At 53.0% G+C, this 24,750-nt stretch carries 20 protein-coding genes and 1 pseudogene; 14 read left to right on the top strand and 7 right to left on the bottom strand.

All coding sequences use genetic code 11. From position 1 onward, the window contains the following. Position 1 precedes the first annotated feature (1 nt). The 3 genes from ftsA (at position 2) to lpxC (ending at position 3,648) form a co-directional block, all read left to right on the top strand. Entirely contained in the window at positions 2 to 1,237 is a 1,236-nt protein-coding gene (ftsA, locus tag GQF00_RS06105; protein ID WP_161318269.1) for a cell division protein FtsA, read from the top strand. Between the two features lie 217 nt (positions 1,238 to 1,454). Next, positions 1,455 to 2,621 carry a cell division protein FtsZ gene (ftsZ, locus tag GQF00_RS06100; RefSeq protein ID WP_161318268.1) on the top strand — a complete coding sequence of 389 codons (1,167 nt, stop codon included), beginning with the start codon at positions 1,455 to 1,457 and terminating at the stop codon, positions 2,619 to 2,621. Positions 2,622 to 2,730: 109 nt separating this feature from the next. Beyond that, the gene (gene lpxC / locus GQF00_RS06095) at positions 2,731 to 3,648 is read left to right on the top strand and encodes a UDP-3-O-acyl-N-acetylglucosamine deacetylase (RefSeq protein WP_161318267.1); all 918 of its coding nucleotides are present in this window, start codon (positions 2,731 to 2,733) and stop codon (positions 3,646 to 3,648) included. 90 nt (positions 3,649 to 3,738) lie between these two features. Here lpxC and GQF00_RS06090 read toward each other — a convergent pair whose 3' ends face one another. Continuing rightward, complete coding sequence (locus tag GQF00_RS06090) at positions 3,739 to 4,200, bottom strand: hypothetical protein (RefSeq protein WP_161318266.1); 462 nt, start codon at positions 4,198 to 4,200, stop codon at positions 3,739 to 3,741. A 111-nt stretch (positions 4,201 to 4,311) separates the two neighbouring features. Between GQF00_RS06090 and GQF00_RS06085 the strand changes: the two genes are divergently transcribed. The 4 genes from GQF00_RS06085 to GQF00_RS06070 all read left to right on the top strand — a co-directional run bounded on the left by GQF00_RS06085 (position 4,312) and on the right by GQF00_RS06070 (position 10,807). Then, positions 4,312 to 5,244: a M23 family metallopeptidase gene (locus GQF00_RS06085; protein ID WP_161318265.1), complete on the top strand. Its 933-nt coding sequence runs from the start codon at positions 4,312 to 4,314 to the stop codon at positions 5,242 to 5,244. A gap of 319 nt (positions 5,245 to 5,563) precedes the next feature. Continuing rightward, a complete protein-coding gene (secA, locus tag GQF00_RS06080; RefSeq protein WP_161318264.1) occupies positions 5,564 to 8,284 on the top strand; it encodes a preprotein translocase subunit SecA in 2,721 nt (906 codons plus the stop codon). Positions 8,285 to 8,411: 127 nt separating this feature from the next. Further along, positions 8,412 to 9,614 carry a bifunctional glutamate N-acetyltransferase/amino-acid acetyltransferase ArgJ gene (argJ, locus tag GQF00_RS06075; protein WP_161318263.1) on the top strand — a complete coding sequence of 401 codons (1,203 nt, stop codon included), beginning with the start codon at positions 8,412 to 8,414 and terminating at the stop codon, positions 9,612 to 9,614. Positions 9,615 to 9,853: 239 nt separating this feature from the next. Next, on the top strand, positions 9,854 to 10,807 hold the full coding sequence (locus GQF00_RS06070) for a Nudix family hydrolase (RefSeq protein ID WP_161318262.1): 954 nt from the start codon (positions 9,854 to 9,856) through the stop codon (positions 10,805 to 10,807). Between the two features lie 192 nt (positions 10,808 to 10,999). Here GQF00_RS06070 and GQF00_RS06065 read toward each other — a convergent pair whose 3' ends face one another. The 5 genes from GQF00_RS06065 to pilB all read right to left on the bottom strand — a co-directional run bounded on the left by GQF00_RS06065 (position 11,000) and on the right by pilB (position 15,765). Continuing rightward, positions 11,000 to 11,218 (bottom strand): DNA gyrase inhibitor YacG, encoded by a 219-nt coding sequence (locus GQF00_RS06065; protein ID WP_370519466.1) that lies wholly within the window; start codon positions 11,216 to 11,218, stop codon positions 11,000 to 11,002. 50 nt (positions 11,219 to 11,268) lie between these two features. Further along, positions 11,269 to 11,871: a dephospho-CoA kinase gene (coaE, locus tag GQF00_RS06060; RefSeq protein WP_161318261.1), complete on the bottom strand. Its 603-nt coding sequence runs from the start codon at positions 11,869 to 11,871 to the stop codon at positions 11,269 to 11,271. Positions 11,872 to 11,954: 83 nt separating this feature from the next. Beyond that, on the bottom strand, positions 11,955 to 12,827 hold the full coding sequence (locus GQF00_RS06055) for an A24 family peptidase (protein ID WP_304503108.1): 873 nt from the start codon (positions 12,825 to 12,827) through the stop codon (positions 11,955 to 11,957). A 5-nt stretch (positions 12,828 to 12,832) separates the two neighbouring features. Next, entirely contained in the window at positions 12,833 to 14,056 is a 1,224-nt protein-coding gene (locus GQF00_RS06050; protein ID WP_161318260.1) for a type II secretion system F family protein, read from the bottom strand. Positions 14,057 to 14,058: 2 nt separating this feature from the next. Next, positions 14,059 to 15,765 carry a type IV-A pilus assembly ATPase PilB gene (gene pilB, locus GQF00_RS06045; RefSeq protein ID WP_161318259.1) on the bottom strand — a complete coding sequence of 569 codons (1,707 nt, stop codon included), beginning with the start codon at positions 15,763 to 15,765 and terminating at the stop codon, positions 14,059 to 14,061. Between the two features lie 381 nt (positions 15,766 to 16,146). On the opposite strand from pilB, the gene GQF00_RS16775 reads away from it, so the two are divergent. From GQF00_RS16775 to GQF00_RS06010, 7 genes and pseudogenes are all read left to right on the top strand, one after another. Beyond that, positions 16,147 to 16,512, top strand: a complete 366-nt coding sequence (locus GQF00_RS16775) for a prepilin-type N-terminal cleavage/methylation domain-containing protein (RefSeq protein ID WP_304503107.1) — start codon at positions 16,147 to 16,149, stop codon at positions 16,510 to 16,512. Positions 16,513 to 16,879: 367 nt separating this feature from the next. Further along, a pseudogene (locus GQF00_RS16815) lies at positions 16,880 to 16,991 on the top strand (prepilin-type N-terminal cleavage/methylation domain-containing protein); the annotation flags it as partial. Between the two features lie 366 nt (positions 16,992 to 17,357). Continuing rightward, positions 17,358 to 19,217, top strand: a complete 1,860-nt coding sequence (locus GQF00_RS06030) for a hypothetical protein (RefSeq protein WP_161318257.1) — start codon at positions 17,358 to 17,360, stop codon at positions 19,215 to 19,217. Continuing rightward, entirely contained in the window at positions 19,210 to 20,073 is an 864-nt protein-coding gene (locus GQF00_RS06025) for a glycosyltransferase family 2 protein (RefSeq protein WP_161318256.1), read from the top strand. Before GQF00_RS06030 ends, GQF00_RS06025 begins: the two co-directional genes overlap by 8 nt. A gap of 314 nt (positions 20,074 to 20,387) precedes the next feature. Further along, entirely contained in the window at positions 20,388 to 21,647 is a 1,260-nt protein-coding gene (locus GQF00_RS06020; protein WP_161318255.1) for a flippase, read from the top strand. 13 nt (positions 21,648 to 21,660) lie between these two features. Then, on the top strand, positions 21,661 to 22,491 hold the full coding sequence (locus GQF00_RS06015) for a Stf0 family sulfotransferase (protein WP_161318254.1): 831 nt from the start codon (positions 21,661 to 21,663) through the stop codon (positions 22,489 to 22,491). A 32-nt stretch (positions 22,492 to 22,523) separates the two neighbouring features. After that, on the top strand, positions 22,524 to 23,555 hold the full coding sequence (locus GQF00_RS06010) for a polysaccharide pyruvyl transferase family protein (RefSeq protein WP_161318253.1): 1,032 nt from the start codon (positions 22,524 to 22,526) through the stop codon (positions 23,553 to 23,555). 75 nt (positions 23,556 to 23,630) lie between these two features. Here the strand turns inward: GQF00_RS06010 and GQF00_RS06005 are convergent, their stop codons facing one another. Next, a complete protein-coding gene (locus GQF00_RS06005; RefSeq protein WP_161318252.1) occupies positions 23,631 to 24,737 on the bottom strand; it encodes a glycosyltransferase family 4 protein in 1,107 nt (368 codons plus the stop codon). Positions 24,738 to 24,750: the final 13 nt, after the last annotated feature.

Here is a 24,750-nt window from a genome sequence, read left to right as displayed (position 1 = left end):
CATGGCAACTGCAACTGAAAACATGATTGTCGGACTCGACATTGGCACCTCCAAGGTGGTGGCCATTGTGGGTCAGACAACTGCCGATGGCGCCATGGAAATTGTGGGGATCGGTTCCCAGCCCTCACGGGGCATGAAGAAAGGCGTGGTGGTGGATATCGAAGCCACCGTGCGCTCCATTCAGCGTGCCGTGGAAGAGGCCGAGCTGATGGCGGGCTGCCACATCCATACCGTTTACGCGGGTATTGCCGGCTCCCATGTGCGCAGCCTGAACTCCCACGGCATCGTGGCCATCCGTGACCGTGAAGTGGCCCAGGCGGATATCGATCGTGTCATCGACGCGGCACAGGCGGTGGCGATTCCGGCAGACCAGAAAACCCTGCACGTGCTGCCCCAGGAATATGTGGTGGACAACCAGGAAGGTGTGCGTGAGCCCATCGGCATGAGCGGCGTGCGCCTTGAAGCCAAGGTGCACCTGGTGACCTGCGCGGTGAACGCGGCACAGAACATCGAAAAATGTGTGCGCCGCTGCAACCTGGAAGTGGATGACATCATCCTTGAGCAGCTGGCAAGCGCCCATGCGGTACTGACCGAAGACGAACGTGAGTTGGGTGTGTGCATTGTGGATATTGGTGGTGGCACCACGGATATCGCCATCTTCACTGAAGGGGCGATCCGTCACACCGCGAACATCCCCATTGCCGGCGATCAGGTCACCAACGACATCGCCATGGCGTTGCGGACTCCCAAGCAGCACGCCGACGAGATCAAGATCAAGTACGCCTGTGCCCTGACCCAGCTGGCGGGCGCAGACGAAACCATCAAGGTGCCCAGCGTGGGTGACCGGCCGCCGCGTACCCTCAGTCGCCAGAATCTGGCGGAAGTGGTGGAGCCTCGCTACGACGAGCTGTTCACCCTGGTACAGGCGGAGATTCGCCGTTCCGGTTACGAGGACCTGATCCCCGGTGGCATCGTGCTTACCGGTGGCTCATCCAAGATCGAGGGTGCGGTGGATCTGGCTGAAGAGATTTTTCACATGCCGGTACGGCTGGGCTCCCCGCAGGGAATCTCCGGGCTGATCGACGTGGTCAAGAACCCGATCTATTCCACCGCTGTGGGCTTGCTGTTGTATGGCCAGCGGATGGAGAAGGAAGGTGGCAGCCCCCGGGCACAGTCCGGTGGTGGCCAGGTGGACTGGCTGGAGCGTTTTAAAAGCTGGTTCAAGGGTAACTTTTAGAGCGTCCGGGTAGCGGAAAGGTTTTCGCGCCTGGAGATAGGTCGGACGTCTGAAGTCGGAGGTCTGACGCAGAAGAACAGAACGATTTTCGCGTCTGACGTCAGACATCCGACGTCAGACCTGATGAGCGCAAGCGGTAGTTCCGGGCCGCGGCAGCACCACCGGGACATTCGACGTGAAACAAGTAGTAAACAGGGATGAAAACGGGAGATTAATCATGCAATTCAAACTGGAAGACAGCGTACCGCATGGCGCGGTAATTAAAGTAGTAGGCGTTGGTGGCGGCGGCGGTAACGCCGTGGATCACATGGTGCGTTCCGGTGTGGAAGGGGTGGATTTTATCTGCGCCAACACCGATGCCCAGGCGCTGCGTAATGCACAGGCCAAGACCGTTATTCAGCTGGGTAGCCAGGTGACCAAGGGTCTGGGTGCCGGTGCCAACCCGGAAATCGGCCGTCAGTCCGCGCTGGAAGACCGCGACCGTATTGCCGAGCTGCTGGACGGTGCCGACATGGTGTTCGTGACTGCCGGCATGGGTGGCGGTACCGGTACGGGTGCGGCACCGGTGGTAGCCGAGATCGCCAAGGAACTGGGTATCCTGACCGTGGCGGTGGTGACCAAGCCGTTCCCGTTTGAAGGCAAGAAGCGCATGCGTTCTGCCCAGGAAGGTATCGAGGAGCTGAAAGAGCACGTCCACTCCCTGATTACCATTCCCAACGAGAAGCTGCAGTCCGTACTGGGTGGTTCCACCAGCCTGCTGGATGCCTTCAAGGCGGCTAACGATGTTTTGCAGGGCGCGGTGAAAGGTATTGCCGACCTGATCGTTCGTCCGGGCATGATCAACGTGGATTTCGCCGATGTGCGCACCGTGATGAGCGAGCTGGGTACGGCCATGATGGGCTCAGGCACTGCCAGTGGTGAAGAACGTGCTGCAGACGCAGCTCGCGCTGCCATCTCCAGCCCGCTGCTGGAAGATGTGGATCTGCGTGGCGCCCGCGGTATTCTGGTGAACATCACCGCGAATGAATCCATCGCCCTGGACGAGTTCTCTGAAGTGGGTGAAATCGTCAGCGAGCTGGCCGGCGATGACGCCAATGTGATCATTGGTACCGCCATCGATCCGGACATGGGTGACAATATCAGTGTTACTGTAGTGGCGACCGGTCTGGGTGTGGCCCAGCAGGAACTAAAAGTGGTGCGTGGGCGTCAGACCCCCGTTGCCGCAGACGGTCGTGTGGACTACAGCGACCTGGATCGCCCGGCCGTGGAGCGCAAGCGCGCTGCTCAGCAGGCGGCCAGCGGTCGTGGCCAGCAGGCGGTAAACACCGCGGAAGATCTGGATTTCATCGATATTCCGACCTTCCTGCGTCGCCAGGCCGACTAACGGTGGCTCGCATTGGTGCAAAATCAGGACGTTGGAGTATAATCCGCCCCTAATTTTGTGTTGAGGAAAGCGGTATCCTTCAGGATACCCGCAGCTGTGTGACAGACTGATGATCAGACAACGAACACTGAAAAATGTGATCCGCGCCACCGGCGTGGGCCTGCACACCGGCGAAAAGGTCTATATGACCGTTCGCCCGGCACCGGTGGATACCGGTATCGTGTTCCGGCGTGTGGACCTGGACCCGGTCGCAGAGATCAAGGCGGCGGCAGATGCTGTGGGTGAAACCACCCTGTCGTCTACACTGGTTCAGGATGGCGTCAAAGTCGGTACGGTGGAGCATTTCCTGTCCGCCATGGCGGGCCTGGGCATTGATAATGCCTTTGTGGAACTGTCTGCCCCGGAAATGCCGATCATGGACGGCAGTGCCGGTCCGTTCGTCTTCCTGTTGCAATCTGCCGGTATCAAGGAGCAGGAAGCGGCCAAGAAGTTCATTCGCATCAAGAAAGAAGTGACGGTGCGAGAGGGCGACAAGACGGCAACTTTCGTGCCCTTCGATGGTTTCAAGGTGACGTTCTCCATCGAGTTCGATCACCCGGTGTTTGAAGATCGTAACCAGGTGTCCAGCATCGACTTCTCCACGACCTCGTTCGTGAAGGAAGTGGCGCGGGCGCGGACGTTCGGCTTCATGCGCGACATCGAGTTTCTGCGCAGCCAGAACCTGGCTCTGGGCGGCAGCGTGGATAACGCCATCGTGGTGGATGAATACCGTATCCTCAATGAAGACGGCTTGCGCTATGAGGATGAGTTCGTCAAACACAAGATGCTGGACGCCATCGGCGACCTGTATCTGCTCGGGCATAGCCTGATTGGCGAGTTCATTGGCCACAAATCCGGCCATGCCCTCAATAATGCGCTGTTACGGGAAATTCTCCGTCAGGAGGATTCCTATGAAGTGGTAACCTTCGAGGATGCCACTGACGCACCGGTGTCTTATATGCGCCCGGTGCTGGCTGCTGCCGAATAAGCACAGCCTGCGTCGAAGCCCTGTTGCCAGCCGGCGGTCCTCCCGCCGCCGGTTGGTACCCTTCGGGCCTGATATCTTGGTATTTCCGTTCTATTCAGATTCCCAGCGGCTAGCCAGTCGCAGTAACGATGCCTTGAGTGCGTCGTCGTCAATATCCTCAGCCAGCTCCTGTATGTAGCCGGCACTTTCCTTGCTCAAGGTGGGCCCTTTGGCCTGATAATTGCTTTGGTTGCTGGATGCTTGCTGTCCGGCGGACTGAGGCTGGCGTTTGCCGCCCACCACGATCTTGACCTGTTCACCGGGCAGGGCCTGTTGCAGTCGTGGCAGGTGAAAACGCAGCAGCTGCGCCGTGGCACTGGTTTCCACCAATGCCAGCCAGCGATGCTGATCACGAATCAGGGTGACTCGCTCGCGCAGGGCCGGAGGCAGGCAGTCGCGAGGGTCCTGCTCTTCAGCAGAGGGGGACGTTCGTGCCTGTTTGGCCAGCTCTGCGAGAATACGATTACCGTTTAGCAGGGCCCTAAACGCTTTGGGCGAAGTTGTCTTGCTCATGAGTTTTTCATAGACTAGCCTGCCAGCTATAAACAAATATATTAAAAGGCTGGCGTAAGTTGCTGAAAAGTTTGGCGTTAGCTTTAATCAACGGGTGCGTTACACAACGATATGAACATCATAGTCATTAACAGCCGGCGCGGCCATTCGCGCACACTCCCGGTACCAAGGCACTGGCCCTGGTTGCTGGCAGCGGTTTTCGTGCTGTTGCCGGCCCTGATCGGAGTGGGCGCTTACCAACTTGCTTATCACGTCGGCGATCAACCTGAATATACACCTTTAATGACGGCGCGTTTTGCCGATCAGCTTGATGAGCAGGAAAAAGCCCTTGCAGAACTGGATCAGCTGAGTCAGGAGCAGTTTCGAGCCCTGACCTTGAAGCTTGCCCAGGCTCAGGCCCGGCTGGTGCGACTGGATGCGCTGGGTGAGCGTCTGGTGGAGGTGGCCGACGTGGGCAGCGACGAATTCGATTTCAGCACAGTGCCTGGCCTCGGTGGCCCGGAGGGCGTGGATGAGGGGGCAAGCTACGAGCTGCCTTCGTTCATGGAAGCGGTGGACCAGATGGCAGCGACCCTGGAGCGTCGCGAGCGACAGCTGGATATCCTGGAAGACCTGCTGGCAGACAAGCAGATTGAAGACCAGACCTGGCTGTCTGGCCGCCCGTTGACCAAGGGCTGGATGTCCAGCCGCTTTGGTCGTCGTTCTGACCCTTTCACTGGCCGGGTAGCCTGGCACAAGGGTGTGGATTTCGCCGGCAAGGCAGGGACGCCCATTGTGGCCACGGGATCCGGCGTAGTGACCTTCTCCGGGGAGAAGTCCGGCTACGGCAAGATGGTTGAAGTGAACCACGGTAACGGAATCACCACCCGTTATGGCCATGCCCAGGAACTACTGGTAGAACCTGGCGAAATTGTCCGTACCGGTGACATTATCGCCAAGGTCGGGAACTCCGGCCGTTCGACGGGACCCCATGTCCATTATGAGGTGCTCAAGAACGGCGCCCAGGTGAATCCTCAGCCCTATATCTATCGCGCAAGACGCTGATAGTTCTCAAAAAACGGCCTTCCCGGGGCCGTTTTTTGTTGTCGGCCCTTGATATCCACGAATACCACCTTATCTCTCCACACTATTGTGTTTAGAATGGCTCTCTTTCAGGGGATGCCCCGGTCAGATGCTGTCTGACTGCCGGGCTTTCCAGAGACCTTTGCTTGTGTCTTGCGTCTCACCCGTTCCTTGTTGCCAACAGGCGGTGGGGAATATGGACGGGGCTTTCAGCCCTTTGGCCATCTTGGTCGGCGCCTCGTCCTGATGCCTGGCTGCCAGATGTGGCAGCAGGCTTAACTCATACAGAAGCGGAAGTTTTATGCTCGGTACCATCGTAAAAAAAATTATCGGCTCCAAGAATGATCGCGAACTCAAGCGCATGGGCAAGCTGGTGGAAGCGATCAATAGCCACGGGGAAGCACTGGCACAACTCACTGATTCGGATCTGCAGTTCAAGACCCGGGAATTCCGGGAAGCCTTTCAGCAGGGCAAGACGCTGGATGAATTGTTGCCGGAAGCCTTTGCGGTGGTGCGTGAGGCGTCAACCCGAGTGATGGGTATGCGTCATTTCGACGTGCAGATGATGGGGGGCATCGCACTCCATGAAGGCCGCATTTCGGAGATGCGTACTGGTGAGGGTAAAACCCTCACGGCAACGCTGCCTGTTTACCTGAATGCCCTGTCCGGTGAGGGCGTGCACGTGGTCACGGTCAATGATTACCTGGCCGAGCGTGATGCCAACTGGATGCGCCCGCTGTATGAATTTCTGGGCTTGAGTGTAGGCGTAATTCTCTCCCAGCAACCTTCCGAGCAGAAACGCGAAGCCTACGCTGCAGATATTACCTACGGAACCAACAACGAATACGGTTTCGATTATCTGCGCGACAACATGGCCTTTCGTCTGGAAGACCGGGTTCAGCGTGGACTCAACTACGCCGTGGTCGATGAAGTGGATTCCATCCTTATCGATGAAGCGCGGACACCGCTGATTATCTCCGGGCCGGCTGCGGATTCCTCCGAGCTGTACATGGCCATCAACAAGCTGATGCCCAACCTTACCAAACAGGAAGAGGAAGGTGATGAGCAGGGCGACTTCTACATTGATGAGAAACAGCGTCAGGTCGAGCTGACCGAAGAGGGTCACCAGAAGATTGAAGGGTTGCTGGTCAGCAATGGTTTGCTGGAAGAGGGCGAAAGCCTCTATGCCGCCCACAACCTGACCCTGCTGCATCACGTTCATGCGGCCCTGAAGGCCCACGCCCTGTTCCATGTGGACCGTGACTATATTGTGCAGGGTGGCCAGATCGTGATTGTGGATGAGCACACTGGCCGTACCATGCCGGGGCGTCGCTGGTCTGAAGGTATTCATCAGGCCATCGAAGCCAAGGAAGGGGTGAACATCCAGCAGGAAAACCAGACGCTGGCATCTACCACTTTCCAGAACTACTTCCGCCTCTACAACAAGCTGGCGGGCATGACCGGTACGGCGGATACCGAAGCGATGGAATTCCGTCAGATCTATGGCATGGACGTGGTGGTGATTCCCACCAACAAGCCGATGATCCGTGACGATGCCAATGATCTTGTCTACCTGAGCCTGCAGGAAAAATTCGACGCCATCGTGGAAGAGATCAAGACGGCGGTGGAGAAAGGTGCGCCGGTGCTGGTAGGTACGGCCACCATTGAGGCTTCAGAGTACCTGTCCAAACGTCTCAAGCAGGACAAGATCCATCACGAAGTGCTGAACGCCAAGTTTCACCAGCGCGAAGCGCAGATCATTGCTCAGGCGGGTCGTCCCGGCGCGGTCACCATTGCGACGAATATGGCCGGTCGTGGTACCGATATCATGCTCGGGGGCAACCCGGAAGAGCAGATCAAACACATGGACGAGCCGTCCGAGGTGGAAGCAGAAAAAATCCGCGCTGAATGGCAAGCCAATCATGACAAGGTCATGGAGGCTGGCGGTCTGCATATCATCGGTTCCGAGCGTCACGAATCCCGCCGTATCGATAACCAGCTGCGGGGCCGGGCTGGCCGTCAGGGCGACCCGGGTTACACCCGTTTCTTCCTGTCCATGGAAGATGATCTGATGCGGATCTTTGCGTCCGACCGGATTCGCAACATGATGCGCTCCCTGGGTCTGGAAGACGGCGAGGCCATCGAGCACCGTTGGGTAACCCGCGCCATTGAAAATGCCCAGCGCAAGGTGGAAGGCCGCAACTTTGATATCCGCAAGAACCTGCTGGAATACGATGACGTGGCCAATGATCAGCGTCAGGTTATCTACAGCCAGCGTGACCAGATTCTGGAAACCGACGATCTGACCAACTCCGTGAAGGGCATCCGATACGATGTGATTCAGGAAGTGGTGCACAGTTATATGGCCCCGGGTTCCGTGGAGGATCAGTGGGATGTGCCGGGTCTTGAGAAAGCACTGGATGCTGAATTCCAGAGCAAGGCGCCGGTGGGGCAGTGGCTCAACGAAGACAATCAGCTGCACATCGATGGCATTGTTGAGAAGCTGGTAGAAAATCTGGAAGAAGATTATCAGCGCAAGGAAGCGGAGATCGGAAAAGAAGATCTTCGCCGCATCGAGAAACACCTGATGCTGCAAATTCTGGATCGTCACTGGAAAGAGCATCTGGCCAGCATGGATCACCTGCGTCAGGGGATTCATCTGCGTGGTTATGCTCAGAAGAACCCCAAGCAGGAATACAAGAAGGAAGCTTTCGAGTTGTTCCAGAATCTGCTCAACCAGATCCAGAATGAGTTGATTCGTGTACTTCACAGCTTCCAGGTGCGTCGTGATGATGAACTGGAGCGCATGGAGCAACAGCGTCAGGAAGAAGCACGTCGCCAGGCAGAAAAGATGAAAATGCAGGCGGCAGCTGAGCCAGGTGGAGAGTCCCCGACAGGTGCAGAGGGCGGTGCACAACAGGCCGGCACTGTGGTTCGTGAGGGCCGCAAGGTGGGCCGCAATGAGCCGTGCCCCTGTGGCTCAGGGAAGAAGTACAAGCAGTGCCACGGTAAGATCGAATAACAGCTTCGAGCGACTAGCTTCTAGCTGCGAGGAAAGAAAAAAGCACCGGTGAATGCCGGTGCTTTTGTTTGTTTTGTCTGGCAGCTCGTAGCTAGTAGCTCGCTGCTGATTTTTCAAGGAAATGGTTATGACACAGACAGAGTGGTTGCCCGTTCCCGGACTTCGGCTTGCTGCCGTAGAGGCCGGTATCAAGAAGGCCAATCGAAAGGACCTGGTGGTGCTGGAGTTGGCGGAAGGCTCCCGTGTCAGTGGCGTCTTTACGCTAAACCGTTTCTGTGCGGCGCCCGTGCAGGTGGCCAAGGCGAGACTCGCTGCAGGCACACCGAAATACCTGATGATCAATACCGGTTATGCCAATGCGGGTACTGGCAAGAAAGGCATGGAAAACTGCCTGGCCAGCTGCAAGTTGCTGGCTGAGGCGGCAGGCTGCAAGGAAGAGGAGATCCTGCCTTACTCAACCGGTGTGATTGGTGAGCAGTTTCCTCTTGATGCCTTCGCCCGGGGGCTGCCCATGGCGCTGGCCGAACTGGACGAGCACCATTGGGGACGGGCCTCGCAGGGCATCATGACCACCGACACTTACCCGAAAGTGGCCAGCCGACGCGTGGAGATCGATGGTGTTCCGGTGACGGTCACGGGCATGTCCAAGGGCTCTGGCATGATCAAGCCCAACATGGCCACCATGCTGGGCTATATTGCCACTGATGCTCCGATTGCCAAACCGTTGCTGGATCAGTGGGTCAGCTCACTGGCAGACAAGTCCTTCAACCGCGTGACCGTGGACGGGGATACGTCTACCAATGATGCCTGCATGTTGATCAGCACTGCCAAGGCAGAAATGGCGGAGATCACCGAACTGGATGAAACCAGTCAGGTGCTTTACAACGCGCTTGAGGCTGTTTTTGTGGAGCTGGCCCAGGCATTGGTACGTGACGGAGAAGGTGCCACCAAGTTTGTGGAGATCACCATCACCGGGGCCGCGTCTGACGCGGATGCCCGTATCGTGGCGGAAACCATTGCCCACTCACCGCTGGTGAAAACCGCGCTGTTTGCCTCGGACCCGAACTGGGGCCGTATCCTTGGGGCCATTGGCCGCGCCCCAATCGCCGAGCTGGATGTGGACAAGGTGAATCTGTGGCTGGGGGATGTGTTGCTGGTAGAGCGGGGCGGTGTCGCGGATAGCTATCAGGAGGCTGATGGCGCTGCGGTGATGGCCCAATCCGATATCGTGATCCGTGCAGATCTGTCTGCGGGTCATGGCGAGTGCACTGTGTGGACCTGTGACTTCAGCTATGACTATGTGAAGATCAACGCGGAGTATAGGACGTAAAAGCCGCTTCATGCATCAGGCTGCACGCAGCATGCGAGGCAAGATCTGTTGTGGGTGCTTGCCTGCAAGCGATTGTTGACGCGAGTTACGAATGACGAGTTTCGAAAAGCAAAACCGATTTGTTTTTCAGGTTTTCGAAACTCGATACTCCCGTCACGCTACTCTTTCTTCTGGCGGTCTGGCTGGCTTGCCTCTCCGGCCACCCTGTCACCCAGGAATCAGACAAGAATAAGGTGATCATGACCACCGAACCCACCCCCGCCATCACCGTCGTCGCTGCCATCATCCGTGGTGAAGATGGTCGCATCTGTCTGAGCAAGCGTCCTGACAACAAGCATCAGGGCGGACGCTGGGAATTCCCGGGCGGTAAAGTGGAAGGTGGCGAGCGGCTGTCGGACGCGCTGGCCCGGGAGCTCCATGAGGAGCTGGGCATGGGCGACGCTGTGTCCTTCCCCTTCATGACCATTGCTCACCAGTACCCGGACCTGCACGTCACACTGCATTTTCGTGATGTGACGGCATGGCGTGGTGTGCCAGAAGGGCGGGAAGGGCAGCAGGTGGAATGGTTCACCCTGGATCAGTTGCCTGGGCTGACTTTCCCCGCGGCTAACCAACCGGTCGTCACAGCGATCACCTTGCCGCCCTTGCTGGCTATCGCGCCGGACAGTGGTTCGCTGGACGCATTGCTTGTCGCCATCAGGGCGCTGGATCCCGTCAGCACCGGGCTGTACCTGCGTAGCTGGAGCCATCACCCGGCCAGAAACACGGTGCTGTCCGCCTGCCGGGAGCAGGGGCTGAAAGTCTGGTTGCGGGCGGATTCACCCTCCGGGGTGGCAGGTGGTATGCCTGATGGAGTGTTCGGGCTGCACTTGCCGGGCGCTGTGCTGACTGATTGCGTTACCCGGCCGCCATTCAATGGTGTGATTACCGCTGCGTGCCATGATCAGATGGCGCTGGAGAAGGCGGTGGACCTTGGCCTGGATGGTGCCTTGGTCTCACCGCTGAATCCCACCGAAACTCACCCGGACAAACCGGCGCTTGGTTGGCAAAAAGCGGGGCAATGGGTCACCGGGCTGCCTATGGCGTGCTATATGCTAGGCGGGGTCGGGCCGGAAGATCTTGCTGTCGCACGCCAGCATGGTGCGGTTGGGGTGGCGGGGATTCGTGCGTTCTGGTCACGCCTTTCTCCGTAGCTGCTGTAGGAGCTTGCCTGCAAGCGATCCGAGCCCAAGCGAGTTAAGGATTCCGGAAACGCGCTTCGAAGATTAGGAGGGCTCTGTAGAAGGTCACCGCTTCATTCGGCTAACAAGTTGGCCCTTCTACAGGGCTTCGCCGTCGCTCGGATCGCCTGCAGGCAGGCTCCTACAGCAGCGCGGTGCGAGGGGTTACTCCTCGAAATCCCTTCCCGGCATTTCCGGATCCCCCGGAATCGCATGCCGCTCCGCCGCCCAGTCCCCAAGATCAATCAATTTGCAGCGCTCACAGCAGAACGGCCGCCAGGGATTATTGTCCCAGCGGGTGAGTGTCTTGCATTGAGGGCAGGGGTAGGTCTGGGTGGTCTTGTCGGTCATGAGGATCCGTTGGCCGTAGATTGTGGACAGCAAGGAGCGGGATCTTAACGCTTTTGGCGTCAGGCGTCAGGCGTCAGGCGTCATCAAGAATGATTGTCGGCCAGTTCGAGATAGAGCTTGTGTAGCACATCCAGCTCTCCGTGCAGCTTCTCCAGCGAGCCATGGTTCTCGACCACGTCATCCGTCTGATCCAGCCGCTGGGTGCGCTCCAGCTGGGCTTTCATGATGGCGGCCACCTGTTCCTCAGGTACATGATCCCGGGCCATGGTGCGCTTTACCTGCAGCTCTGCCGGCGCATCAATCACCAGAGTACGATGCACCAGATCCTTCTGGCTGGTTTCGAACAGCAGGGGTGACACCAGAACGGTGTAGGGAGACTTGCTGGCCGCAATCTGATTCCGCAGCTCCTGGCCAATGGCTGGGTGGGTAATGCCTTCCAGTGCCTTTAGCGCCTCCGGGTCGGCAAATACGATCTCGCGCAAGGCTCGGCGATCCAGTGCGCCATCTTTGGCTATCACATGACTGCCAAAGCGTTCTGTAATGGCCTTGAGCGCTGGTTTGCCCGCCTCAACTACCACTCGAGATGCCAGATCCGCATCCACAATGGTAACCCCCTTTGTCGCCAGGTAATCGGTAGCTGCAGTCTTGCCGCTACCAATACCGCCAGTCAGCCCTACAACAAACATGATGAATTCCACTTGCAAGCAACAGGCATCACGCAGCGGGCGCTGATATGCCTGCGTGTTTTCTGAAGCCGTGTTGATGTGAATTAGAGTTTGTACATGCCCAGGTACGAACTGACGATGGTATCGCCCCACAGCAGGGCGATCCAGCCAGCGGTGGCCAGGTAGGGGCCGAAGGGAATCTGGGTGCGTTTCTCGCCACCAAACAGCATTCCCGCTACAGCAAAAACCAGCCCAACCACGGAAGAAAGCAGGATGATCAGGGGGAGGTACTGCCAGCCCACGAACGCCCCCAGTGCAGCCAGCAGCTTGAAATCTCCGAAGCCCATGCCTTCCTTGCCGGTCATCAGCTTGAACAGCCAATACACACTCCACAAGGACAAATACCCCGCCATGGCACCGATAACGGCATCTTGCAGGGAAACTGGTGATACCCCCAGCAAGGCGGCCAGCAGGCCAGCCCACAGCAGCAGCAGCGTCATGGAGTCCGGCAGCAGGGTGGTATCCGCATCAATCATGGCTGCGGCCAGCAGCAACCAGGACGCGAACAGGGTAAACAGCAGCCAGCCGCCGTAACCGAAGTGCCAGGCGCACAGGCCTGCCAGCACACCGCTGGTAATTTCAATCAAGGGGTAGCGCTTGCTGATGGGCGTAAGGCATTCCTTGCATTTGCCACCCAGAGCAAGCCAGCTCACCACCGGCACATTTTCGTACCAGGCAATGGCGTGGCCACATTTGGGGCAACGGGAGCGCGGGGTCACCAGATTGAAGACCGGTTGTTCTTCCTCTTCCGGCAACTCGAGAATCTCGCGTGCCTCGGCCCGCCATTCCCGCTGCATCATCTCCGGCAGGCGATAAATGACCACGTTGAGAAAGCTGCCAACCAGCAGCCCCAAAACAACAGCAAGCCCAACCAGAAAGGTTGGGCTTGCTTCAAGAAGGTTCAGCAATTGAGTCAAGATAATTAGCCTACAACGTTACCCATCTGGAAGATTGGCATGTACATGGCGATGATCAAGCCGCCGATTACCACGCCTAGAACCGCCATGATCATCGGCTCCATCATGCTGGTGAGACCGTCGACGGCATTGTCGACTTCCTCTTCGTAATAGATGGCCACTTTTTCCAACATGGCATCCAAGGCGCCGGATTCTTCACCAATGGCTGTCATTTGAAGAGCCATCGCTGGGAATACCCCCGTTGCGCGCATGGCAAATTGGAGTTGTTGGCCAGTGGAAACATCTTCTTTTACTTGCAGGACAGCCTTTCGGTATACGGCGTTGCCTGTTGCTCCGGCGCAGGTATCCAGAGCCTCAATCAAGGGCACCCCTGCAGAGAAAGTGGTGGAAAGCGTTCGTGCATATCTTGCAATAGTCGATTTCAAGGTCAGATCACCGACAATAGGAAGTCGCAGTAATAATCTGTCAATCGCATCGGCAAATGCCTGGGAACGTTTTTTCAGCTGAGAAAAGCCGACAACAAACATAACAAAGATAACGATGATTAACAGGAAGTGCGCTTGCAGGCCTCGGGAAAGACCGATAACAAATTGTGTAAAGGCAGGTAGTTCAGCTCCAAATCCGGCGAACAACTCCTCAAATACGGGAACCACCTTAAGCAGCAAGATAGAGGTCACGATGGCTGCGGCACCGACCACGAACATGGGGTATTTCATCGCCTTCTTGATCTTTTGCTTGAGCGCCTCGCTCTTTTCCTTGTAGATGGCCACCCTGTCCAGCATGGTTTCCAGTGCACCGGATTGTTCGCCAGCGTCAATCAGGCTGCAGTATAGATCATCAAATTGGTCGGGATGCTTTTCCAGCGCGCCGGCAAAGTTACTACCGGCTTCCACATCTACCTTGAGCCTCAGGACCAGCTCTTTCATGGATGGGTTGTCCAGACCGTCAGCCACAATCTCAAAGGCCTGAACGAGCGGCACACCCGCTTTCATCATGGTCGCTAATTGCCGGGTGAAAATAGTGATATCAATACTTTTGATTTTCTTCTTGCCGCCAATGTTGATTTCCCGCTTTCTGACGACTTTCTTGGCATTAATACCCTGTTTGCGAAGTTCGGCGCGAACAAAGGACGGAGCCTTGCCGCTGGCCTCGCCCTTGACCCGGGCTCCCCTGCGGTCGACTCCCTCGTAAAGGAAAGTGACGTTTTGTTGTGCTGATTTGTTGGCCATAATCAATGTCCACTCGTTACACGGCTGACTTCTTCAAGGCTTGTCACGCCATGCATGACTTTTATCAGACCTGAACGATACAGGTCATTGAAACCTTCTTTTCTGCACTGGTCGCCAATTTCCAGGGAGTTGCCCTCTTGCATGATGATCCGGGAAACCCCATCGGTAATCTTGACCACTTCGTAGATCCCAACCCGGCCTTTATAACCGTTCGTGCATTTCTCGCAACCTGTTGGGCCATAAACAGTAAACCCTGACTTGATGTCTGTGTCGGTGAAACCCATCTCAAGCAGGGATTGCTCAGGGACATCAACAACGGTCTTGCAGTGTTCGCAAAGTCTGCGAGCAAGTCGTTGTGCAATGATAAGGATAACGGATGTAGCAATATTAAAGGAGGGTACCCCCATATTGCGAAGACGAGTCAGCGTTTCTGGTGCGCTGTTGGTGTGCAGTGTGGATAACACCAAGTGCCCAGTCTGGGCCGCCTTGATGGCAATGTTGGCGGTTTCCAGGTCACGAATCTCGCCAACCAGGATGATATCCGGATCCTGGCGGAGGAAGGCGCGTAGTGCTGCGGAGAAATCCATTCCTTGCTTGGGGTTAACATTGACCTGATTAACGCCATCAAGATTGATTTCAACGGGGTCTTCTGCGGTGGAAATATTTCGCTCTGGTGTATTGAGGATATTAACACCGGTATAGAGAGAGACGGTCTTGCCTGACCCAGTAGGGCCCGTTACCAGAATCATGCCCTGAGGCTTGTGCAGAGCATCCATATACAGCTGTTTCTGGGCATCCTCATAGCCAAGCGCATCAATGCCCATCTTGGCGGATTCGGGGTCAAGAATCCGCAACACGATTTTCTCTCCAAAAAGAGTGGGGCAGGTGTTCACGCGGAAATCGATAGCGCGGGTTTTGGAGATCTTGAGCTTGATCCGGCCATCCTGGGGAACGCGACGTTCCGAGATGTCCAGCCGAGACATGACCTTGAGGCGTGCCGAAAGTTTGCTGGCAATATTGATTGGAGGTTTGGAGACAGTCTGCAGGATGCCATCCTGACGGAAACGAACCCGGTAGGTCTTTTCGTAGGGTTCAAAGTGCAAATCCGAGGCGCCGCCCTTGATGGCATCCAGGAGTAGCTTGTTGACAAAGCGAACAATCGGAGCATCATCCGAGCCGGATTGGGTTTCGTCCTTTTTCTCTTCCGCAGCGGAAACATCCAGGTCCTCAAGACCCTCATCCAGATCATCAAAAGCAGAGCCTTCCGCTTCAGACTCCAGGTTATCAATCAAGCGTGTGAGCTTGTCTTCTTCAACAATGACCGTTTCTACGTTAAGGCCAGTGTTGAAGCGTATTTCTTCCAGGGCGGGCAGGTTGGTCGGGTCAGAAACCGCCACAAACAAGCGGCTGCCCCGCCTGAAAAGAGGCAGGACATGGTGTTTGGTGATCAGCTTTGGGTCTACCAGATCCTTGACCAGGCTATCCCGTGAAAACGCCGAGAGGTCAAGAACCGGGTCGCCAAATTCTTCCGCAGCGGTGCAGGCGAGCGCGGTAGAGGCCACCTTGCCGCTACCTACCAGATGCTGGATAAGGCTCACACGATCCTGTCTTGCCTGATCTATGGCTGATCGGGCTTCGTCCTGGGACAGCAGTTCCTGGCGGATCAGGCGCAGTGGGAGACCGCTGAAAGGGATGTTTTGAGACGTCATGGCAACCTGCTTGTTTATGCTTAGAGTTGTGGGGGTGCCCAAGAATTTATTCTTAACATACCCCGTGATGGGGGTACAGTGAAGCCTGTAACCCTAAAAATCAGCGCCTTGCCACATTTATTTCACCTGATGGTTGAAGGATTGGCGCTTTGACTGTTCTGGTGACGGTTTCTGCGGGCTTCTGACGAATTTCGGCACTTTTTGTTTGGCAGGGCTGTCTTGCGATGAGTTACATATGTCGTGGGGTCAGGCTGCTTCTGTTGTCGCCGGTGTCGCTGGCACTCCTTATTCCAGATTTGGCCCGCTAACTGCATTGGTTAATACCAGAGATTGGCCTTGGCTGACTCGAATAATAATAGTGCAGAATGATTGGGGGCTCGGATGGAGATGAGCAAAAAACGGGGGTTTACTCTCATCGAACTGATGATTGTAGTTGCCATTATTGGCATTTTGGCCGCTATCGCATTGCCGGCGTACCACAACTATACGCAAAAATCCGCTAATGGTGCTTGTCTTGCCGAAGCAAAGGCTTACATGGGGACGGCCGTTGCGGATATGGCTGATAGTCGAAATCCTACCGCCTACATGCCCACAGCCTGTGACAGCACCACCGCCATATCGTTGGCCACGGCTGACTATAACTCTGGATCATCGGTTACCTTTAATGCTACCAGCAAAGGGAATGCAAGCCTCCTGGCAGACACCATTTGTGATGCAGGGAAAGGCTCTTGCCGACTCGATAACTAGATTCGGGCATTAAGCAGGGGGTAAAAGGGCGCCGAAAGGCGCTTTTTTCGTATGAGTTAAACTGCTCGAGAGTGTTGTTGTGGTTTGGAGCTTCATTGGGAGGAGCTTGGCCGAGAGAAGGGAGAGGGGGGGTGAAGGTGACGTTTCTTGCATGAGGCCGACAAGAATTGTCACTTTTGGGGCTGAAAGTGCCGCTTTTCGGTAGGGTGGGGAGAGGTGGAAAAGGATGCCAATCCAGTAAAATCGGCTTGCTCAGTTGGCTTGAAGGTGTCCGGAAAAAAGTTGGCCCGCTACCTGCATTAGCTCATAGTAGATGCTCGCCGGGGGTGAGCTCATTACAAGATTTGCCAATGATTGGAGAGAACACATGAAGAAGCAAACTCAACAGGGTTTCACCCTTATCGAACTGATGATCGTAATTGCGATTATCGGCATTCTGGCCGCCATTGCCCTGCCGGCCTACCGTGATTACACCCAGCGTTCTGCCAACGGCGCTTGTCTGGCAGAAGCAAAGGCTTACATGGGCACCGCAGTTGCCGATATGGCTGATAGCCGTACCCCCACAGCATATGAAGCTAGTGCTTGTGAAAGCATTAGTGCTGCGCTGGCAACCAGTGACTACAATGGCGGTACTTCTGTTACTTTCGCTGCGACAACAAAAGGTAATGCCTCTCTGAAGTACGATACCATTTGTGATGCAGGTAAAGGTTCCTGTCGCCTTAATGATTAATATTCATAAGGTTATCTGAACCAGCAAAAAGCGCCGAAAGGCGCTTTTTGTGTATGTGGGGAGCTGGCTTGTGGTTAACCATGCATTTTTGGGTAGTAAGTAAAAGGCGATTCACTTGAAGAATAAGCAGTGCTGGTCGGTGGGCTTGACTTGTTTGCTCGCGCTCTTGGTGGCCACTTGCGGAATGATTGTATTGCTTCCGGGGCTTGGTGGTGGATTTATGCTGGATGATATGCAAAGTATCGTTCAGAACAGTGCTCTGCACCTTGTTGAGATTAAAAGCCTCGATGATCTGCTTTATGCAGCTTATAGCTTCGATCCAGGTGGCGGTACGCGCCCATTGGTGATGCTGAGCTTTGCCTTGGATATCCTGCGTTCAGGGCTTGATCCTGTTGCGTTTAAAATTACCAACATTGTTATCCATGCCTTGACTGGTTTTGCTCTGGTTTTTTTCTTTCGAAAACTTCTGTGCTTGGCTGCCTGGTCGCCAAGGGAAATAAGAATTGCCGCGCCAGTACTTGCCTTGATCTGGGCAATCCACCCGCTTCAGGTCTCTTCTGTTTTATATATTGTTCAGCGCATGCAAATCATGAGCACATTATTTGTTGTGCTGTCACTACTGTCATATCTGTGTTTTCGTGACCAGAACATCAAGGGTGAGAAAGGTCGCGTTTACGGCTTTTTGGTGATCCTGTTTGGGTTGATTGCTTTTGCATGTAAGGAAGATGCAGTGCTGTTGCCGGTATATTGCCTGGTAATTGAGTTAACGGTGTTGAGGTTCGATGCTAAAGCGGAAAAGTTAAAGAAACTCTTGCGTTATGTTTACGGTACCTTTTTTGTTGTGGGGCTGATCGCGTATTTATTTGTTGTGGTGCCGTATTACTGGCATTCGGACTGGTACCCGGGAAGAGTATTTACAAGTGCTGAAAGGCTGATGACCCAGGCCCGAGTGCTGTGGATGTATCTGGCTCAACTGTTGCTCCCGCTGCCCTCAATGCTTCCTTTTAACTATGATGATTTTGCAATTTCCCGAAATCTTTGGCAGCCGAAGACGACAATGCCGGCAATTGTGGGTTTGGCTGGGCTTCTGTACCTTGCGTGGCGTTGGCGTAAGGCCTTTCCCGTATTCTCTCTTGGTGTGTTGCTTTTTTTTGCGGGACATTTCTTGACCAGCAATGTCATTGGGCTCGAGATGGTGTTTGAGCATAGGAATCATTTCCCGTTGATCGGGTTTGTGCTGGCGATCATTGCATTAATCGTGGCACTGATGCGTTCAAGGCAGTGTCCGAGATGGCTGGCGATAAGTGTGATTTCGAGTATTTGTATTGCGGAGGCTGGTGCAGCCGTATATCGCGCTTATATTTGGGGTGACGAGTTGCGAAGGGCTGAATATAACTTGAGAGTCGCCAGTGATTCTGAGCGAGCCTGGATTAACCTTTGCACATCACACTTCAGGCTTCGGCAGAAAGGCTCGAACGATCCTCATTTGAATATGGCTATTGATGTTTGTCAGAGAGGTGCAGACAGAATTAGTGATTCTGTTGTGCTGATGAATAATGTCGTTATCTATAAGACGATAAAAGGTTCAGTGACGGAGCAGGATTGGGAAGCTTTGTTGGGTCGTTTGGAGCGTGCTCCAATGACGGTGCAAAATAAAAGAGTCCTTTGGGTGACGCTGAACAATGTCGATTATGGATTGTTTGATAATGAGAAAAAAGTACTGAGAGTTATTGATATCATAACGGGAAAAACAAAGCTGCGAACCCATGAGTATTTACGTGTCGCGGCATATATATTTAATGATACCCATGAGCCTATCAAAGCATTGCCCTTTCTTGAGGCTGCGGTACGGCAGTCATCACTGGATGACCCTGATATTCAGAAAATGCTTGCTCAGCTTAAAGCTGTTGGGCGTCAGGACTGGGTTGATCATATACTTGAAGCAAAAGAAGCGGATGAGAAAAACAATGATTAAAGATAGCTCCCTCTCAATTGTTCTTCCCGCAAAAAATGAGGCTGCTGCAGTGGGGGCAACAGTCGAAAAAATCCGGACATTGTATCCGGATGCCGAGATTATTGTTGTTGATGATGGCTCAACCGATGATACCGCAGACCTTTCTGCTGGCGCTGGAGCTACGGTCGTATGTCATCCGTATAGCAAAGGTAATGGCGCCGCGATTAAAACGGGTGCGCGAGCTGCAAAAGGTGATGTGATTGTTTTCATGGATGCTGACGGTCAGCACAACCCTGAGGATATTCAAAGGCTGCTGCGTAAGATGAGTGGTGGCTATGACATGGTAGTTGGGGCTCGTCAGTCAGGTTCTCAGGCAAGCCTTGGTCGCGGTTTGGCCAATGGTTTTTATAATGGCTTGGCAACCTATATGACAGGGCAAAGAATTGAGGACCTTACTTCTGGATTTCGTGCTGTCAAAGCTGAGAAATTCAGGGAGTTTCTTTACTTGCTTCCAAATGGTTTCTCATACCCGACAACTAGCACAATGGCATTTTTCAGGGCGGGCTACTCTGTAGCCTATGAGCCTATACATGCAGCAAAACGAATAGGGAAAAGCCATATTCATTTGTTAAAAGATGGCGTTAGGTTTCTGTTGATCATATTCAAGATTGGAACATTATTCTCGCCACTTAAGCTCTTTCTTCCTATTGCCGTTTTTTTGTTTTTCTTGGCGACATCGTGGTATGGATATACATTCTTCTCAATCGGTCGATTCACGAACATGAGCGCATTGTTATACACGGGCGGTGTGATGGTTTTCCTGATGGGGCTCATATCCGAACAAATAACGGCTTTAATGTACAAGGATAATGGTTGATGGCTGTTGCCGAGGTTCTATTGTTTCTATAGCTATAATGTACTCCCCTGCGAGATTGAGAGTCGTCCATGCATGGTTCAATTTTTCTATTATGCTAATTCAAGAGGGTGGATTAGTTGTTTCGTGGATGAGCCCCTTGGGTGCTGTTCGATTTTTTCGGGGGGGCTTCTGCAGTGTGCTTGGAGGTGTGATTTGCCGACATTTTCCTCCGCATATTCTTAAAGAAGAAATCACTCAATCGAATTGAGTCAGTGAGAGTATGGAAAGCTCGATGTTATGCCGGTCTCGGAGGAATGATGGGTTTGAGGAGTCGGTTGATTAAGAACTTTTTGAGCGTTGGTGTGTTTAACGCTTTTGCACTCCTTGTCGGCTTTTTGGTTAGTGTGCTGTTGGCAAGATCATTGGGTGTTGAGGTGTTTGGGCAGTACTCCTTTATTATGTCGCTGGTGCCACTTTTGGCGTTGCCGATAGCGGCAGGGCTGCCGCAATTACTTACCAGAGAAATGGCTGGCTATATCGAGCTAAAGCAGTGGGGGCTTTTCCAAGGAGGGATCAAATCTGCATACCGTTGGGTGGGTTTGAGTTCTGCGTTTCTTACTCTTGTCTGTTTTGTTTTTTTTCTGTTGGGACTTTTTCCTCTAACGGGCTATGGCTTCGTGCTTCCTTTGGTTTTGCTTCTTGTCGGGCTTAATGGATTGAACGCTGTCAGACAAGGTATTATGAGAGGTTTGGGGGTGCCTTCAATGGCGGTGCTTCCTGAAATGCTAGTGCAGCCAGCACTATTGCTTGTCTCTCTATTTGTACTCAACACCCTGTTCGATTTGAATTTGCTGGCTGCTCTGAGTGCCCATGTTGTGTCGGCATTATTTGCCATGATCTCTGCAGTGTTCATCTTACGGAGGTTGTTGCCAAAAGCGGCACATGGCTCAGAGCCAGAGTTCAGGAACAAGCAATGGTTGGCAGCACTACTTCCGTTCGGCTTGCTTCAGGTTTTTGCAGTGTTGAATCTTAACATTGGAACTGTGCTTGTTGGGTTTTTGAGTACTGATGCGGAAGTGGCGGCAATGCGAGTTGCTGAAAAGTTTTCACAGCTTATTGTGCTTCCGGTGATTATTTCTAACTTCGTTATTGCCCCACATATTGTTGTTGCGTGGAAGAATCGCGATATGGAAAGGATGCAATTGCTGGCGCGACACTCTGCGAGAGCGACCTTTCTTCTTTGTTTGCCATTCTCGATGGCTTTCATTCTTTGGGGTGAACCATTGCTTTCGCTTGTTTACGGCGAGCCTTTTGCAATAGCTGCCCAGCCGCTGAGTATTATTGCTTTTGGCCAGATAGTGAAAGGTTTCTGTGGCCCGGTTGGAATTTTGTTGACTATGACCAATCATGAGGGTGAGACCTTGAAGTGTCATGTTGTGGCTTTGCTTGTTTCTGTTGGTTTGTGTCTTCTCTTGATACCTCATTATGGTGCATCGGGGGCAGCAGTGGGTATTAGTGTTGGATTGGTGGTATGGAATGCTATGCTTGGCATTTCAGTTTACAGAAATTTGAGGATAAAGCCGTCTGCAATCTAGGGGTTTGTTTTTCATGATTAGGGATACTTTCAATTACGGCTTTACGAAAGCGAAAAAATTGATACCCCATGGCGGGCGTAGACGTAAGACTGCTCTTTGGATGGAGCAATTTGAGGCTGTCCACGATTTCTCTGATTTTGCCGGGGCAGGAGGGCATCAGTATGTGATCTGCTCTACGCCAAGGTCTGGCAGCCATTATCTTGGCCACTTGTTGTACTCGACAGGACAATTTGGTTATCCGTTGGAGTATTTCAACCCTGTCAATATTCCATTCTGGCAGGATAGGGCGGAAAAAAAGAATCATATTGATTTTATTCTAAGGAAGCGAACCTCTCCTAATGGGTGTTTTGGAATAAAACTGCACTGGTCGCAAATGGGATTTTTTTGTCGGTTTCTTGATCAGTATTCAGGGCTTGATCTGTCCGATTTCTCTTTCGTTTTCCTGACCAGGGAAGATAAGCTTTCTCAAGCTGTATCAGCGGCTAGAGCACAGCAGAGTGGGGCATATATATCCGATGTCGAGGAAAGGGGGAGGCTGAAATATAATCGGAAGTTGATTCAAAAAAAACTCTCCAGGACGATCAGTGATGAGGCTTCCTGGAGGTATTTTTTTGCCTTGAATGATATTAATTATCTGAACTTGAAATTTGAAGACGTTTGCAGATCGCCAGATGAGATAGTTATGCAAATTGCCAAGCATGTCGGTATTGCGGACAGTGTTATTCACGTGAATAAAGCATACTTGAAAAAGCCTCAGTCAGATAACCTTAACTCTGAGTGGAAGAGGCGTTTTATTGAAGAGTCAATCCTGCGTCGGTCAACCGGTAAGGGTTGGTTAGGATGAAGAGGATTGGCTCCTATGCATCGAGTCAGTAAATGAAGGTCTATTACTATAAATCGGCCAAGGGGAATTTTGGCGATGATCTTAACGAATGGATTTGGGACGAGCTGCTTCCTGGTTTTTTTGATGGTAATGAGGATTTTTTGTTTTCTGGAATAGGAACAATCATCAATTCAGTCTTGATGCCCAAACATAAAAGGTGGGTCGTATTTAGCAGTGGGGTAGGGTACGGTGCCCCGCCTGAAAATTTTGGTGATGATAACTGGGATATTCTTTGTGTGCGTGGTCCACTAAGTGCCCGCGTTTTGGGGCTAAGTGAAGACAAGGGCGTTACTGATGGTGCGGCACTGCTCAGCTTGCTGCCAGAGTTTCAGCCAATTCCTGAAACTGACCGAAAAGGTGTTGTTTTTATACCGCATCACAAGGCTCTCCAGTCCGGCCTCTGGGAAGAGGCTTGTCGACGCTCTGGTGTTGGTTTCGTTAATCCCGAGGATGACGCTAGATCGGTCATACATAGAATACGTCAATCAAAGCTGGTTCTGGCTGATGCTATGCACGCAGCAATTATTGCCGATGCTATGCGGGTGCCATGGGTGCCAGTGGTGAGCTCCAATCATATCAACACATTCAAGTGGGTCGACTGGACTGAAACCATAAATATAACTTACAAGCCTTGGATTTTGGGAAGTAGTTCTTTACGAGAATCAGTGCGTAACAAATCACTGCGACTATATGGCGATTGCTATTTTATGAATGAATCCAAGCCTGATGTGGTTATCGATGAATTTTATCGGATGAAAGTCTACAAAAGCAGGCGGTGGTGGCCGCTCTATGAGTCTTTGTCGCGCGCTGTATTTTACAAATTTCCTGATAAGATATTGGCATTTGTGGAGCGATTTTTTTTTACAGCCTTCAATGAACGATATATTAGTTCTGCTGCAGAGAGGCTGGCGGAGGCGGCACGGTTTGGTGGGCAGCTGAGTGACGAAGATGTGTTTCGTCATAATGTCAAGAAGCTAAATGATCTTCTTGTCAAAGTGAAATCGCGTTCTGATAAAAAAGAATAAGAGGGTTGTGAGTCATTTTTCTGTTATGAATTGTCGCTTCTTCTTACTATGCTATCTTTGTCGATTTCAAGTGAATTAATCAATATTTACAGCTTTTAAAAATTGGTGGAAGCGTCTGGCGGAATCTTTCCAGTTCCTTGCTTTGGGTAGTGTGCTGCGTTCAAAATTGCCAGTAAGTTGAGTCTCGATTTTTCCGGCAAGTTCTTTCCAGTCTCCGGGCCTATATAAATACCTTTCGTCCTGATTCAGATGCTCCGCGATATCTCCGGTATTTGCAGCAACAAACGGTATTTCGGCACTGAGAAACTCCATTAGCTTAAGAGGCGAGCAAAAATCGCCGAAGTCTGAAGCCTTGTTGCATATGACGCCCGCATCCAATGAGGAAAGTAGATCCGGTACTTGCTCAAGATCGAGAATGCCCAAATCTATCAGTCTTGGATGTCTATACCGTTTTGAGAAATTATCTTTTGGGCCGGCAATGGCCATCCATATATTGGGGTGATGACTGGCCAGGTATTCGAATGCCTTAAATAGGTCTTCGATCCCTCGGTGCCTAGTGATGGCGCCTGCTGTGCCGATGATGGTTGCTTCTTGAGGAAGTCCCAGCTTTGCCCTGCTTTCGGATTTTTTTCTCTTGTAAAACAAATCGGTTCGTGCTGAATTCGGGATTAGCTGACAGCCGGAATACCGGCCATAATCACGTTCTACCTTTCTCAGTAGTGCGTTACTTACGGCTGTAACCCCCCTTGCTTCACGGCAGATTTTTTTGAAATGGTTGCCAAGCAGCGGTAGCTTTGATAGCCCAAAGCTTTCATAGTTGTCGTATAGGTCAACAACTAAAGGGACCTGGTTTTTCTTCGCCCATTTGTTTGCTAGAGCCACGTTGATCATGTCAGAGCTTGCCCAGATAATGTCAGGCTTCCAGCTTTTGGCTATTTGGTCGACATGCCTTGAATAGTTAATGAGCCCAAACGGAAGCGCATTTAACGAATGCCAGCAAAGGTTGGGTCTGTTATTCCATTGATACAGGCCCTCCTTCTCCTTTGTGTAACTTAGCGCAATGCCTTTTACGTCATGTCCAAGGTTGGCTAATTCGGCGGGTATCTCAAAGAGTCTGCCATACTGGTCATCAAGCAAGTCTTTGCCTGTGTACTTTCTTTTGGTTATGACCAGTATTTTCACATGTCGCTCCTTG

It is taken from the genome of Alcanivorax sp. DP30 (assembly GCF_009882945.1).
Lineage (GTDB): Bacteria > Pseudomonadota > Gammaproteobacteria > Pseudomonadales > Alcanivoracaceae > Alcanivorax.
This window is presented reverse-complemented; position numbering and strand designations above follow the sequence as displayed.